At 68.4% G+C, this 14,998-nt stretch carries 11 protein-coding genes and 1 pseudogene; 8 read left to right on the top strand and 4 right to left on the bottom strand.

Features of this window, described 5'->3' with window-relative positions; translation table 11 throughout:
* Positions 1 to 312 precede the first annotated feature (312 nt).
* A pseudogene (locus EDD27_RS56180) lies at positions 313 to 1,541 on the top strand (IS1634 family transposase); the annotation flags it as partial.
* A 139-nt stretch (positions 1,542 to 1,680) separates the two neighbouring features.
* On the opposite strand, the gene EDD27_RS00870 reads toward EDD27_RS56180, so the two are convergent.
* Positions 1,681 to 2,424 (bottom strand): ABC transporter ATP-binding protein, encoded by a 744-nt coding sequence (locus EDD27_RS00870; RefSeq protein ID WP_127930610.1) that lies wholly within the window; start codon positions 2,422 to 2,424, stop codon positions 1,681 to 1,683.
* 1,436 nt (positions 2,425 to 3,860) lie between these two features.
* On the opposite strand from EDD27_RS00870, the gene EDD27_RS00860 reads away from it, so the two are divergent.
* A complete protein-coding gene (locus EDD27_RS00860; protein WP_421917242.1) occupies positions 3,861 to 5,183 on the top strand; it encodes an IS256 family transposase in 1,323 nt (440 codons plus the stop codon).
* A gap of 75 nt (positions 5,184 to 5,258) precedes the next feature.
* On the opposite strand, the gene EDD27_RS00855 is transcribed toward EDD27_RS00860, so the two are convergent.
* Complete coding sequence (locus EDD27_RS00855) at positions 5,259 to 6,566, bottom strand: FAD-binding oxidoreductase (RefSeq protein WP_338324627.1); 1,308 nt, start codon at positions 6,564 to 6,566, stop codon at positions 5,259 to 5,261.
* Positions 6,567 to 6,681: 115 nt separating this feature from the next.
* On the opposite strand from EDD27_RS00855, the gene EDD27_RS00850 reads away from it, so the two are divergent.
* The 4 genes from EDD27_RS00850 (at position 6,682) to EDD27_RS00835 (ending at position 9,894) form a co-directional block, all read left to right on the top strand.
* Positions 6,682 to 7,575, top strand: coding sequence for a LysR family transcriptional regulator (locus EDD27_RS00850; RefSeq protein WP_127930608.1), 894 nt, complete (start codon positions 6,682 to 6,684; stop codon positions 7,573 to 7,575).
* 80 nt (positions 7,576 to 7,655) lie between these two features.
* Positions 7,656 to 8,126, top strand: coding sequence for a hypothetical protein (locus tag EDD27_RS00845; RefSeq protein WP_127930607.1), 471 nt, complete (start codon positions 7,656 to 7,658; stop codon positions 8,124 to 8,126).
* A 180-nt stretch (positions 8,127 to 8,306) separates the two neighbouring features.
* Positions 8,307 to 8,513 carry a hypothetical protein gene (locus EDD27_RS53815; protein WP_164903408.1) on the top strand — a complete coding sequence of 69 codons (207 nt, stop codon included), beginning with the start codon at positions 8,307 to 8,309 and terminating at the stop codon, positions 8,511 to 8,513.
* A 220-nt stretch (positions 8,514 to 8,733) separates the two neighbouring features.
* Positions 8,734 to 9,894, top strand: coding sequence for a DUF418 domain-containing protein (locus tag EDD27_RS00835; protein ID WP_127930605.1), 1,161 nt, complete (start codon positions 8,734 to 8,736; stop codon positions 9,892 to 9,894).
* Between the two features lie 295 nt (positions 9,895 to 10,189).
* Here EDD27_RS00835 and istB read toward each other — a convergent pair whose 3' ends face one another.
* Positions 10,190 to 10,969, bottom strand: coding sequence for an IS21-like element helper ATPase IstB (gene istB, locus EDD27_RS00830; protein ID WP_127930604.1), 780 nt, complete (start codon positions 10,967 to 10,969; stop codon positions 10,190 to 10,192).
* Positions 10,966 to 12,453, bottom strand: a complete 1,488-nt coding sequence (istA, locus tag EDD27_RS00825; protein ID WP_127930603.1) for an IS21 family transposase — start codon at positions 12,451 to 12,453, stop codon at positions 10,966 to 10,968. The genes istB and istA overlap by 4 nt, the downstream gene beginning before the upstream one ends.
* Positions 12,454 to 13,093: 640 nt before the next feature.
* Between istA and EDD27_RS00820 the strand changes: the two genes are divergently transcribed.
* Positions 13,094 to 13,687, top strand: coding sequence for an RNA polymerase sigma factor (locus EDD27_RS00820; RefSeq protein ID WP_127930602.1), 594 nt, complete (start codon positions 13,094 to 13,096; stop codon positions 13,685 to 13,687).
* Positions 13,688 to 13,690: 3 nt separating this feature from the next.
* Positions 13,691 to 14,809 (top strand): hypothetical protein, encoded by a 1,119-nt coding sequence (locus tag EDD27_RS00815; RefSeq protein ID WP_127930601.1) that lies wholly within the window; start codon positions 13,691 to 13,693, stop codon positions 14,807 to 14,809.
* Positions 14,810 to 14,998: the final 189 nt, after the last annotated feature.

Below are 14,998 nucleotides of genomic sequence, written 5' to 3'. Positions count from 1 at the left end.
ATACTGATCAACTTCTAGCTCCTGAAATAGGTTCCGGCCCTAGCCCCGCAGACAGCTCCGCCGTATGATCGCCGGTGTGGGATTGGCTCCACACGCGGATGGGGCGATCATTGCCGCAGGGCCTCCTGAACGCGCCGAGTCTGGTGGAGACCTTCAAGGAACCCAGCATGTTCAGCTACCTGGCGCTACGTATTACCTGACTTGGCTCACGTTCAAGATCGAATTCGAGTCGTAGGTCGCTGACCTTGGGATTCGCCGTCGAGGATGGCGAAAAGTGCGCACTAAACCGGCAGCATCTCTACCCTGTAGGCCGTGTCCCCGTACGTGCGGACGGTGAAAATAGCCTCAGGTGCGCGGGCGGTGCAGATCGTGCACTCCTCGCGCCGCGGGTCCCGGGAGATCGAGCAAATCGGATCCGCCCACGACGACGCCGAACTGGAGATGCTCAAGGCCGTCGCGCGTCAGCGGCTCGCTGCCGGGCAGGAAGAGCTGGACCTCGGGCTGGATGACCACCCGGCCGCGGGTGGTCCGCTGGAGATCGCCAGTTCCCGGATGGAACATATGTGGGATGCCCTGTCCCGCGCCTATGCCGCGCTCGGGTTCGACGCCGCGTCCGAGGGTGATGAGGTGTTTCGGCAGCTGGTGCTGGCCCGGGTGATCGAACCGACCAGCAAGCAGGACAGCCTGCGCGTGCTGGACGAAGCGGGCATGACCCCGGTGTCGTATGCGACGGTGAAACGCCGGCTGCCGCTGTATGCGGCAGACCGCTGGCGCACGGCCCTGGCCGAGGCGTGCGCGGCGCACGCCCGGCTGAGACCGGCCTCGCTGGTGCTCTACGACGTCTCCACCCTGTATTTCGAGACCGACGCCGGGGGACGGCTTCCGCGAACCCGGCTTCTCCAAGGAGCGGCGGCTGGACCCGCAGATCACGATCGGGCTGCTGACCGACGCCTCCGGGTTCCCCCTCATGGTGCAGGCCTTCGAAGGCAACAAGGCCGAGACGCACACCATGCTCCCGGTGATCCGGGCGTTCATGACCGCCCACCGGCTCGCCGACGTCACCGTCGTTTTCGACGCGGGGATGATCTGCGAGGCGAACAAGCGGGCGATCGAGGAGGCAGGCCTGTCGTTCATCCTCGGCATGCGCATTCCCGAGGTCCCCTACGTGGTCAAGCCGTGGCGGCGCGAACACCCCGACACTCAGATTCCCGACGGGCACATTTTCATCCAGCCCTGGCCCGCCGCGGCCACGCAGTCCGCCGGGACCAGATGATCTACTACCAGTACCGGGCCGACCGCGCCCGACGCACCCTGCGCGGGATCGACGAGCAGGTCGCCAAGGCCGAACGCGCCGTCGACGGCCAGGCGCCGGTCAAACGCAACAGGTTCATCCGGCTCGACGGCGCGCCAAGAGCGTCAACCGGGACCTGGAGGCCAAAGCGCGGGAACTGGCCGGGCTCAAGGGCTACATCACCAACCTGCCCGGCGTCACACCCCCGTTCGTGATCGAGGCCTACCACCGGCTGTTCGAGAGCGAAAAGGTGCCGATCAGGCTGCCCCAGCGGCCGCGCGCAAGATCCCAGGCCAGGGAGAGTGAACCGTCAGCGCGCCCCCGGCTGCCTGTCGCGCCCCGGACCTGCCAGGCTTCGCGCGGCGCTGAGACAGACTTTGTGGTTCGCTTCAGCATGCCGTCACCTCCAGGCTCGCCATACGGGCCGCAATCGTCTCCGGCCCGGGGCCGCCGGTGAGCTCGTCCACCACACGGCCGTCGGCCAGGAACAGCACCCGGTGGGCGTACGCGGCTGCGACCGGATCATGCGTCACCATGATTACGGTCTGGCCCTGATGATCCACGAGCCCTCGCAGCAACTTCAGCACGGCCCGGGAGGTCGTGGTGTCCAGGGCGCCGGTCGGCTCGTCGGCGAAGATCACCGCGGGCTTGGTGACGAGCGCGCGGGCGATCGCCACGCGCTGCTGCTGGCCACCGGACAGCTCGCTGGGCCGGTGCCCGGCTCGCTCGGCCAGCCCGACCTCGGCCAGGGCAGCACGTACCTTCGTCGCATCGGGCCGCCGCCCCGCCAAGCGAAGCGGGAGGGCGACGTTCTGCTCCGCGGTCAGGGCGGAGACCAGGTTGAAGGACTGGAAGACGAACCCGACCCGCGCGCGGCGCAGCAGCGTCAGCTCGTCCTCCGTCAGCGTGCCGAGGTCAGTGCCGTCAATGACGACTTTGCCGTCGCTGGGCCGGTCCAGCCCGGCGGCGCAGTGCAGCAACGTGGACTTGCCCGAGCCGGACGGCCCCATCACCGCGGTGAAGGTGCCCGGCGCGAAACCCGTGGTCACGCCGTCCAGCGCCGCCACCGCCTGATCTCCGGAGCCGTACACCCTGCTCACCGACCACAACTGGACGGTATCTGTCGATGTCATGCCTCGATCCAACCGGCACGAGGATCTTGACACACGGGCGCTGGGGTGAAAAGGGCCGGTAGCCCCAGCACTACCCCGTCCCCGCACACTCCCGCTGACCAGGTCCCGCGAGTCCTCGCCGAATGCGGTCAACCCTGTGCTCAAGAAGGCCGACTTCACCACCGTAGACGATCACGAGACGGCGCTTGGAGCGTCCAGATCCAGGTGCCGACTCATGTCCGACTCCAGTCGGCCGTACGAAGACGGGCATCAATTCGTACTGGAGGGTCTGCACGTACTGCTCCAGCCGCCACCCCAAATGGTCCATCGTCTCTCCCAGCAGGAGGCACGAGGTCGGAAGCGTCAACATCACGGCCAGCGTCGTCATCAACGCCCATGCCGAAGGCCGGCAGGCGAACACGGCGCGACGACGGGGTAGGCGTGGCGCGCCATCCCCGGGACATTCGGCTGAGGAGTGGGAGGCCAATCAGCAGACCGAGTACTGGTGGACGTTCCGGACGAACGCCGCGCTGAACGACTCCAACCGGGACGCGATCTCTTACTGCGCCTTCCGGCCGTACCTGGTACCAAGCACGGGCAACAAGATCACGCGCCCCGAGCGTGAGGTGCGACAGTTCGCCCTCATACCCCTCGCACCGCGCCGGGGCGGTTCACACAACGTCCGGTCCTTCGACATGATCGTGACGGAAGATCGCCGGTTCAGGAACAGGCACCAGGGCTTTCGTGGAGCTGTCAAGCACGTGAGTTCTCAGGACATAGGGACGGAGATCCAGTAGAACGGTGATCTTCCACAACCAGCCGTCGAAGAACTGGATCTCCGTTGATTGCCGAGTATGCCAGCTCTGCTGTTTCCCACGCCGTCCAGACGGACTCTTCACCCCGCTGGGTGTCCGGGAGATTGTTCGCTCCCGGACACTTGGGTGAGCTGACCTCGCTCGTGCCGTTCGAGCTCGTCGATGCGGTCCTTGAGGAGACCGCAACGTGCAGCGACGCCTGCGCGGTCTCCCCTCGCGTGTCGGGGTCTACTTCCTAGCCCCACACTCCCGCAGCGCGGTTCGGGGCCTACCGCAAGGTCTCCTTCGATGCTGCAGCTCGCTCAAGACCCCTGACACCGCCCCGCAACCGGGCGTGGCTGTGCAACCCCGGCCACGGCGGCTACCCCCTGCTGGAGCTGATGACGCTCGTCGAGACCCGGAACTGGTTCCAGCTGTCTGACGGGCATGGGGGTATCACTCTAAGTGTGGAAGTGATCACTAAGGGTAGATGAATCAAGGTAGATCATCTAACGCTTCGGGGGAGCGTCAATCATGTCGAACACACGAGGAACATCGGCTCTGACCACTGCTTTCGCGCAGGAACATGAACGGGCGGGAGGCTTGGCACGGGCTGCTCATCATGGCGGGGAAAAATCCCCCCTTCACCAAGGGAAGGTGCCGCTGCGGGAATTGCTCGGCGATGAGGTGCTGGACCTGCTGCTGGAGCGCTCGAGAGACGGGGCGGGCGGGCTGCGGCTGACCGGCCAGGGCTCGATGCTCGGCGAGCTGGTCAAGGCGGTGCTGGAGCGGGCGCTGGAGGCCGAACTGTCGGCGCATCTGGGCTATGGCAAGCACGATCCGGCCGGCCATGGCTCGGGCAACTCCCGCAACGGCAAAATCGGCAAGACCGTGCAGACCGGGGTGGGGCCGGTCCGGCTGGCCGTGCCACGGGACCGGGAGGGCAGCTTCGAGCCGGTGCTGGTGCCCAAGCGGGCCGGGCGCGTCTCCGGCGGCCTGGACGACATGATCATCAGTCTGTACGCGCACGGCATGAGCGTGCGCGACATCCAGCACCACCTGCGCCAGATCTACGACACCGAACTGTCTCATGAGGCCATCTCCAACATCACCGACGCGGTGCTGAGCGAGGCCCGCGCCTGGCAGTCACGCCCGCTGGAGGCGGTCTACCCGGTGGTGTTCCTGGACGCGATCGTGGTCAAGGTTCGCGACAACAACACCGTGCAAGCCAAGCCCGCGTATCTGGCGGTCGGCATCGACACCGACGGCGAAAAACACGTGCTGGGCATCTGGCTGGCCAAGACCCCGCTCGATGCCGCAACCGCCGGCGAAGGCGCCCGGTTTTGGGCCTCGGTCATGACCGACCTGAAGAACCGCGGCGTGCGCGACATCCTCATCGCCTGCACCGACGGCCTGGCCGGCTTCGAAGACGCGGTGCACCAAGCCTTCCCGCACACCACCGTCCAGACCTGCGTCGTCCATCTGATCCGCAACGCACTGCGCCCGGTCGCCCGCAAGGATGCCGCCGCGGTGGCCGCCGAACTGCGCACCATCTACACCGCGGCCAACGCCGAAGCCGCCTTCGACGCGCTGGCCGCCTTCGCCGACGGCCAATGGGGCCGCAAATACCCCCAAGCCGTCCGCGTTTTCGAGAGCGCCTGGGACCGCTTCACTCCCTTCTTCGCCTTCACCGGCCCGGTGCGCAAGCTGCTCTACACCACCAACGGCATCGAAAGCCTGAACTACCAGCTGCGCAAGGTCACCAAAGCCCGCGGGCACTTCCCCGGCGACGACGCCGTGATCAAACTGCTCTGGCTGGCCATCATCAACATCGAGGACAAACGCGCCCGCGAACGCGCGCTCAGGAAGGAGAAGACCGGCAAACGCGCCGACCAGCCCGCCCGCCTCATCGAAGGCCAGCGCACCATGGGATGGCGTGAAGCCCTCAACGAACTCGACCTCGCCTATCCAGGACGGATCAGGTAAAGAGGGTTCTCCATCACCCAGAAACGATCTTTACACACTTCAGGTGACAAGCTCTCGGGCATAAACGAAATGCATTCAGCCGGAGATGGGGAAGTTGGCGCGGAAGGTGTTGTGCGGGTTGTGGTGGCGTTCGAGGTCGCGAAGGCGATGGAGCGCAGCGGGAGGGAAGGCGTCGGCCGCTGTCTCGCCGGGGCTGAGAAAGGTGAAGGGTTTGCGTCCGCTCACCGGGAGAGCGTCGGCGAGCGCGCGTTGTTTGGCGGTGATGGCCTCGCCCGTCGCCGGGTCGGCCGGCACGCCGAACAGGTAGAGCGCGTAGGGCTCGGCCAGTGGGCCGTGGGGGCTGTCGGACGGGCGGGTGAACGCGCCGCCCAGGTGGCGTATCTGCACGCTCATCAGCGGGGCGATCGGATCGGCCAGCAGGGTCTTGGCCGCGGTGTCGTCCAGGTCGGTGAGCAGTTCGGCGCGTGAGGAGCCCGCGCTGGGGTCGGTGGGTTCGGCGGTGATGGTGCCGAGTTCGGCGACCGTCATGGTTCGTCTGCTGTCGGCGAGGGGGTGGGGCAGGCGGTCCAGGGGGCTGAGCAGGTCGCGGGCCGCGGCGGCCTGGCCGAGGTAGGCGGCATCAAGGGCGATCATGGGGTCGGAGCCGGGGAAGTGCAGCAGGTCCAGCCAGACAGTCAGGTCGTCGGGGGCGGTGGCGGTGATCTGGCGGTAGGCGTCCATCACGTCCGGGGCATGCTTGGTGGGCCACAGTAGCCGGCCGCCGTACAGGTGCGGCGCGTGGTGGAGGGAGAGCTCCAGGGCGGTGACGATCGCGAAGGAGCCGCCACCACCGCGCATGGCCCAGAACAGGTCGGGGTCGGTGTCGGCAGTGAGGCGCCGCTGCCGCCCTTCGGCGTCCACGATGTCGAATGCGGTGACGCTGTCGGCGACCCAGCCGTACTTGCGGCCGAACCAGCTCAGCCCGCCGCCGAGGGCGACACCGTTGACGCTGACGACCGGTGAGCTGCCGGGCAGGCCGGTCAGGCCGTGCGGCGCTGCGGCGGCCTGGAGGCTGCCCGAGGACACGCCCGCGCCGACGCGGGCGCGCCGGGCGGCCGGATCGATCTGGAGGGAATCCAGACGGCGGGTGCGCAGCAGAATGGCGCCGTCCAGGTTCGTGGTGGCGCCATGGCCGTTGGGCTGGGCCGAGACGGCCATTCCGCGGGCGCGGGCGAAGCGGACCACGGCCGCGACGTCGGCGGCGTCGGCCGCTTCGACCACGGCGGGAACAGCCTGTTCGACTGCGAGGTTCCAGGGGCGCCGGGCCTGGTCGAAGCCGTCGTCTCCGGGGAGCAGAACCCGTCCGCGGACGAGGGTGCGCAGGTCGTTGACCTTGTTGATCATCTTTCTTCCGATCTTGGGTGGAGGGAGGGGGTTCCACTCTCGTCTGGGGTGAGGGGCCGATCAATGCTGCCCTGTGCAAGAATCGTGAAGCTGGAGTTAACGATCTGGGGGTGTCATGCTGGAGCGCCACGAACTGGAGGCGTTCTTGATCCTGGCCGAGGAGTTGCACTTCGGCCGCACCGCCGAGCGCCTGCGCGTGTCCACTGCCCGGATCAGCCAAACGATCGCCAAGCTGGAGCGCCGCACTGGGATGCCGTTGTTCACCCGCACCAGCCGCCGGGTGGAGCTGACCGCAGTGGGCCGGCAGCTGTACGAGGAGGTCCGGCCCGCCTGGGACCAGATCGCCGCGGCGTTCGCGCGGGCGATCGACACCGGGCGCGGCCTGACCGGCACCCTGCGGGTGGCCTTCGTCGGCGCGGCGGGCGGGCAGCTGCTCGCCGGGGCCGCCGAATTGTTCCGCCGTCGCCTGCCGGACTGCGAGGTTCGGCTCCGCGAAGCGCAGATGGTCGATCTGATGCCCTGGGTGCGCGATGGCCAGGTCGATCTTGCGCTCGGCACGTTCCCCATCGACGAGCCGGACATCGTCACCGGTCCGGTGCTGGTGTCCGAAATGCGCATGCTCGCCGTACCGTCCCAGCATCCATTCGCCCGCCGTACGTCGGTCTCGCTCGACGATCTGGCCAGGGTGAAGCTCCTCCAGCTACCGGACACCCTGCCCGTCTCGCTGCGAGAAGACCGCACCCCGCGTGCCACTCCTGCGGGACGGCCGATCGAGCCCGGCCCCTCGGCCTCGACGTTCAACGAGATGCTCACCCTCATCGGCGCCGGCCACGGCGCCTTCCCCGTCGGCGCCCAGGCCAGGCACTACTACGCACGCCCCGACATCGCCTACATCCCCATCAGCGACGCCCCGCCACTGCGATGGGGCCTGCTGTGGCGGACCGACGGCGCCACCGTTCGGGTCCACGCCTTCGCCGAGGCCGCTCACGACCTGGTCACCTCCTCCTGAACGGCGGCATCCACCGTTCGGTGGACTCTTCGGCGCCAGGACTGACTCGCTGATCATCTCTGCACCCTTACGCCCTTTACGTGTACGTGGCTGTGCACTTCAAGAAGTACACCGACACGCGTGGGGCAGGGGCCGGGATATTTCCCGTGGGCGCGGTGGTGTTCTCGCTCCCGTTCGCGATCGAGTTGGTCGAGGCCGGGTGCCGGGAGACGATCCGGTTCTCCCCCTGGGACGCCGTTCTGGTCCGGCCCCTTCCTGAACTACTAGGCGACGAAGCGACCCGATCGGCGGCGCGGGAGGCCCTTGAGGAGATCGACGCCCGCCCAAGCCGCCGCCGATCGGGCCAAGGCCGCCGAGGTCACCAGGCAGCGGCAGAGCGAATACGACGACGCCCTGCGCAGGAAACGGGAGGCCTTCGCCGCCCAGGCCATCGCCGAGTTCTGCGACGGCGCCGAGCGGCCATCAGCGCCGTCCGCGACCTCGCCACCGGCTCAGCCCTGGACGACGCCGCGCTGGCGGCGTTCCTGGACGAGAACGGGAAACTGCGGTGACCCCGCGGCGCGACGCGATGGGCTGGACGCAGGCCGAGACCGACGTCGCGGAGGTGATGATCTGGCTGCAGAGCAACCACGGGCGCGAGGTCAGCAACGCCGACATCGCTGCCGGAATCGGGATCAAGGTCAGCCACCGGCTGCGGCGGGCCGTCCGTGTCGCCCTGCGCCCGCGACGCGATGTCCACCGCACGAACGGCGATGACGGCGATGAAGGAGATGCACCGCGCCACCACCTTCGAGGCCGGAAACCCCCGCTCGATCGCCTGCAAGGAGTTCGCAGCGATGGCCAAAGCGGCCGATGAGTGCATCACGAGAGTCGCCGACATCGACACGGTCGGCCCGCAGGCGGTCCGGCACGAGAACACCAGCCTGCTGGCCAGATGATCGCCGACCTGAAATCCTGGGAAACGCCCGAAACCGTGGATTTCCTGGCCTGAGAGTAGCCATCACCAGGTGCAGCGCCCCGGCCAGCCGGACCTTCACGCCGTTCAGGCGAGGCGGTCGCCCTCGCCCGATCAACCGGCCGAAAGTACGGTCTCGGACGCCGTGAACCCTGCTTTCAACCGGTGCCCTCCCCCGGGCGGCCCTCGCAGGATGAGGCCTCATGCCACGCGAAGATCTCCCCCAGCAACCCCCCGGCAAGGGCGCGGCCAGCCATCCCGGCCACCGTCTCGCGCACGACGGATTCGCCACCGCCTCCCCCGATCGGCCCCAGAGCGCCGCGCCCGCGTCCGGCCAGCCCCAGACCGCTGCGCTCTCCTCCGGTCGGCCCCGCATCATCGCGCTCGACGTGTTGCGCGGGTTCGCGCTGTGCGGAATCGTGCTGAGCAGCGTCCCGTCGATCGCCGCCGTCGGCGATGCCCTGAAGGCCACAACCGGCAGCTCCGACGGCGACTGGTTCGGGCTGCTGGTCCACCAGCGCTTCTTCCCGATCTTCTCCACGCTGTTCGGGATCGGCTTCACGCTGCTGCTGAACTCCGCGAGACGTCGCGTCCCCCGTCCGCGACTGCTCCTGCTGCGCCGCCTCCTGGTGCTGCTCGCCATCGGCCTGGCCCACATGTTCCTGCTGTGGCCGGGCGACATCCTGACCACCTACGCCGTCGTCGGCCTGCTGGTGCTGCTGCCCTCGACCTGGCTGCCGCGCTGGGCCGTCGCCGGGCTCGCCGCCGTCCTCATCGTGACGCCGCTGGTTCTCGGCCACAGCGGCCCGTCACTGGCGCCCGGGCTGTTCCTGCTGGGCTCCACACTGGCCCGCTACGGCCTGATCGACCGGATCGAGCGATCCACGCTGGTACCGGCCGGGCTGGGCCTGGCCTTCGCAGCGGGAGCAGTGCCCGCGGTGTGGCTGCAGGTCGACTCAGAGGCCGCCGGCGCGGGCCGTTCCACCTCCTGGTTCGCCCCCGCCGGATTGCTCATGGCGGGCCTGTACGTGTGCACCCTCCTGGTCCTGCTCAGGACGCCGCTCCGGCCGGCATTGCAGGCGGTGTTCGCACCGCTGGGCCGGATGACGCTGACCAACTACCTGACCGCCACCGTCCTGGTCCTGGTGACCGCCCACGTCATCGGCGGCTCGCCGGACACCTGGTCCTCGACGACGGTGCTGCTGATCGCCGGTCCCGTCCTCGCCGTCCAGTGGCTGTGGTCCGCCCTCTGGTTGCGCCGCTTCCGCCAGGGCCCGATCGAGTGGCTCTGGCGCTGGGCCACCTGGGGCCGCCGCCCGCCCCTCAGGGCCCCACTCGGGTCCGCGTCACCAGCCTCAAAGTAGCGCTGAGTAACTATCGTTACCCTCTGCGGTCGCGAGGTTGGTCATCTCAGTGTCGGATAACGGCCGTCTGTCGACAGTCACCGGGCCGATCACGGAACCGCAGGTGAGCACTGTCGATAACTCGTGCCGAAAATCAATGTCGGTGAACGGTGCGTGGACTAGATTTCGACAGTGCTCTTCGGCTACGCGAGGATCAGTACCGTCGGCCAAACCCCCGACCACCGGATCGATGTCAACGGCCAAGTGCGTGTCGCCGCTGGTGGCCACGTAAATGTCCCCAGGGTCGCGGAGTTGACTACTTCTTGGGGAGGCGTTCTGGGCCCCGGCTGCGGGCCTGCCGCATGCGAAACGACTCACCCTCGGTGACCACGACGATGCTGTGGTGCAGCAGCCGATCAAGCAGGCTGACAGCAGTGGTGTGTTCGGGCAGGAAGCGGCCCCACTGGTCGAAGGGCCAGTGCGAGCCGATCCCCAAGGCGCGCCGCTCGTAGGCGGCCGCGACGAACCGGAACAGCAGCTGGGTGCCGGTGTCATCGAGTGGGGCGAACCCCACTTCGTCGATGATGACCAGGTCGGCGCGCAGCAGGTTCTCGATCACGCGGCCGACGGAGTTGTCGGCCAGCCCTCGATAGAGGGTCTCGACGAGTTCGGCGGCGGTGAAGTAGCGGACCTTATGCCCGGCCTGAATGGCGGCAACGCCGAAGGCGATGAGGCTATGGGACTTGCCGGTGCCGGCCGGGCCGACCGCGCAGTAGTTTTCCGCCGCGCGGATCCACTCCAAGCTGGCCAGGTAGTCGAAACTCGCCTGAGGGATCGAGGAAGCGGCGATGTCGAACTCCTCGATCGTTTTGATCACCGGGAAGGCGGCGGCCTTCATCCGCGCCCGGGCGTTGGACTCATCACGGGCGGCCAGCTCGGCATCGATGAGGGTGCGCAGGAACTCTTCGGGATTCCAGCGCTGGGTGCGGGCGGTGACCAGCAGCTCGGGCGCCAGCCTGCGGATCGTGGACAGCTTCAACCGGCGCAGCCCGCTATCGAGATCGGCGGCCAGAGCGGGGACGCTCGCGGCGGTCATGAGGCGTCTCCGATCCGGTCGAGCTTGTCCAGGGTGTAGTCCGCCAGGGAGCGGGTCGGGACGTGCGGCAACTCCAGGACCAGGGCGTCTCCAGGCGGGCGGACCTGCGCCGTGCCGGCTCCGGCGGCCAGGATGGCGCGCACGTCATCGGCGCGCCAGCGGCGAAAGGCGATAGCCCGCTCCAGCGCGGTCAGCAGCGCCGCCTGGCCGTGAGCCGCTTGCAGCGCGGCCAGCTCGACCAGATCAGCGGCCAGGCGGGTGTTGCCGGAGGCGGCTGAGCCGGTCAAGAACGTCTCGGCGATCGGGCCGAGTGCCAGGAACGCCTTCTCGGTCTCGGTGCGGGCGCGGGCGGCCCGGCGCGGCGTGGGCCGAGGGCCGCCGTAATGCTCATCGATGACCGACGCCTCGCCGGGCGGGACCGGGGCGTGATCGGCGACGATCTGTCCGGTGGCCAGGTCCGTGATCAGCAGCCGTCCGGCCGTCTCCACCACGGCGACCCGCGTGCCGATCAGCCGGGTGGGCACCGAGTAGCGGGCCGAGCCGAACCGCACGCACGACAGCCGGTCGACCTTGCGCGTCGCCGGCGGCTTGCCGATCGTCGGACGCAGTGAGGGCAGCGCGGTCAACACCTGCCGCTCGCTGACCAGCCGTTCGGCCGGAACCGCGCAGATCTCCGAATGCACCACGGAGTTGACCTCGGCGCACCATCGGCGGGCCGCGAGGTTGGCCATCGTCAGGTCATCGAACGGCGCCTGCGGCACGACCAGGTCCCGCTTGGCATAGCCGACCAGGTTCTCCACGATGCCCTTCGATTCCGGGTCGGCGGCCTCGCACCAGTCCGGCCGGAAGGCGTAGTGCGTGGCGAAGCGCACGTAGTCGGCGGTCGGGATGACCTTGTTGGCCACCACGCCGCCTTTTAGGCAGCCCATCCGATCGGCGAGCACCACCTTGGGCACGCCACGGAGTTCCTCAAAGCACTCGGCCAGGAAGGCGAGCGTGGTCTCGGCGCGCTCGTTGTCGGCGAAGCGGACGAACCGCACCCGTGACCAGGCCAGCACCGCGCAGAACACGTGCAGCCCGCGCCCGGCATCTCCCCAATCGATGACCAGCATCTCGCCCGGTGTCCAGACTGCCGGCCGCCGGCCGCGCGGGTGCTCGCGCCGCCAGTTCTTCTTCACCTCGGCCACCAGGCGGCGGAAGTTGCGCGCCGACCCGGCATATCCCGCGGCTTGCGCCAGTGGCAGCAGCCGCTTGGCCGAGATCTTCCCCGCGGTGGCCTTCACCTTCTCGACGACCAGATCGGTGACCTCGTCGAAGTTGTGCTCGCGCCGCTTACGGCTCGGCGCCTTGTCCCCGGCCAGCGCCTTGTTGATGATGCGTTTGACGGTCTTGTGCGTGGTGCCGCACATCTCGGCGGCTCCGCGATAGGTGCCTACCTCCCGGTAGGCGGCGATGATGTCCATGACTTCCCCCGCAGACTTCATGGCCGGGCAGACCCCCTGAGCGGTGATCTCGTGACTGGCTGACACCGTCACGATCACCGCTCAGGGCACACCCCTCCTCGCGACACGCGAACAGCACGAAGGAGAAGTGGGGACCTAAACCGGCCGCCAGTGGTGACCTCGAACTGGCCACCTGCGGGGACTTTTACATGGCCACGGACAATCGACGCGCTGCTGCGCGCGGGCGTCGGACCGCGATGACATCCCTAGACAAGGCCAGTGGCGCCAAGGCCTCCCGGCCCAGCCTCACCGCGGGCACGCTTGCCTGCTGGTGGTCGCGACTCTGCGGCTGCGCCAACCTTCGGTCAACGCCATGGCGGGCGTTCGGAAGCGCCGGTCATGACAGCCACGTCGGCCGTAGTTGACAGATGAGCGAACACCTCCTGCTCCTGCTTAGATGTGATCTTCAGCACACCGCCCAACAGCGGCCGCCGATCTCTGGTCCGCCCGCGTAGCGGTACGCCGGGTACAGTGACCTGCCCTGGCTGATCGGCGTGGGGCGCTACGGGCCATGGCGGGACGCTGATCGTCATCGCTCTCCGGCGGGCTCCGCGAAATAACCGCGAACAAGGACGCCCGCATCGGGCAATCAGCGCCGACCCTCTTTCGAGAAAGGCGCCGGATGCATGACCCTGCTTCATATCCCGCCACACGGCTGGCCGCGGAGCCGGACGACGCGTCGGTCATCGCGAACTCGCGGCACGATCCGGAGTGGTTCTCGATGATCTTCGACCGGTACTTCACCACGATCCACCGCTACGCCGCCGCCCGGCTCGGGCCCGGCGCCGCCGACGACGTGGCCGCGGAGACGTTCCTGGCGGCGTTCGACCAGCGCGACCGCTACGACCTGACCCGCCCGGAGGCCAAGGCCTGGCTGTACGGCATCGCCACCAATCTCATTGGCCGTCATCGCCGCGGCGAGCTCCGCCTCTACCGGGCCCTCAGCCGCTCGGCTGCCCGCGACGACGTGGAGGGCCACGCCGACCGGGTCACCGACCGGGTGACCGCCGAGCAGCTCAGCCCTCGGCTGGCACGCGGCCTGGAGAGCCTGTCCCGGGGCGACCGCGACGCGCTGATGCTCGTGGCCTGCGCCGACCTCAGCTACGCGGAGGTGGCCTTCGCCCTGGGGATCCCGATCGGCACTGTCAGCTCCCGGGTGCACCGGGCCAGAACCAAACTACGCAAGACACTGGGTCACGCGGCGAGGGGGGTCTGAATCATGGAAGAACTGCAGGAGCTGCGCCGCTACCACGACGCGCTGCCGGGGGCCGCTCCGGAGTCCATCGGCGCGGCCCGGTCCCGCCTGGCGGGTCACATGCGCGGGAGCAGGCGTCGGCGGGCCCGCCGCATCCGGCCGGTGTGGGGGCTGAGCCTGGCCGGGGCGGCCGCCGCCGCGCTGCTCGCCGTGGCCACGACGGTCGTCCCGGACGTCACTCGGGAAGCTCCGGACGTCACTCGGGAAAAGGGCGTCGAGGTTCCCCGGGTGCGGCCCTCCGCCGCCGTTACCGAGCTGCGGCTGCGCCCGGTGGCAAATGCCCAGGACCTGGCCGACAACGCGGCGGTGCTGGCCTCCGACGAGCCCGAATGGAGTGCCGGGCCCACGCAGTGGGGCTACGTGAAGAGCCTGCGCGCCCAGACGCGGGTGGACGGCGGGGAATGGCTGCGCGGCAAGCCGGCGGTGACGAACACCCGCGAACAGTGGCGGCAGCTCAACGACAAGGCGTTCGCCACCGTCGAGAAGGGCAAGCTCGAGATCTCCAAGGGGTCGGAGTTCGAGGTGACCTACCCCTACCTGCTGGCCCTGCCGACCGACGCCGATCAGTTGCTGGCCCGGATCTACGAGACCGTCGACACGGAGAACGCCAGGCATCGCGCCTCCTCCCTGCGCTCCGCTCAGGAACGGGCGGAGAACAGCGGCAAGACCCCCGAGGAGGCGAAGCGGCTGGCCGAGGAATCATTCCCCCCTCTCACCTCCGTACAGCGCGACAGGTGGGCGTTCCAGATGATCGCGATGGGCATGGGGGACGCCGCCCTCCCACCCAGGCTCCGCGCCGCCATGTACGGCGCCATGGCCAAGATCCCGGGCGTCCGATACGAAGCCAAGTCCTCCGATCTGCTCAACCGCCGGGGCATCACCCTCTACCACGTCCTGGACGGCTACCTGCGCGACGAGATCTTCATCAATCCGAAGACCTATGAGTACCTGGGCTACCGCACCATCGTGGTCAAGGACCACAAGGACGGGCCCTTTGACACCATGAAGAAGGGCGAAATCCGCAACTGGGACGCCCTGATCAAGGCCGCTGTCGTCGACAAGGCCGGGCAACGGCCCGGCTGACGCCGGAACCCGTTCCACATCGCTCCGGAATCCTTCTGAGCGCCATGCGGCGCGCGCACTTGAGCCACAACACAAGATCAGTCCGGTTCTGGGAGCCATGACGACTCCCCTGTCACCCCGTTCACTGATCGGCCCTCGATGCAACCCCTGAACGGGCTCGACGCATCCCGTCTGTGTGAAGCAATCTTT

Source organism: Nonomuraea polychroma, assembly GCF_004011505.1.
GTDB lineage: Bacteria > Actinomycetota > Actinomycetes > Streptosporangiales > Streptosporangiaceae > Nonomuraea > Nonomuraea polychroma.
This window is presented reverse-complemented; position numbering and strand designations above follow the sequence as displayed.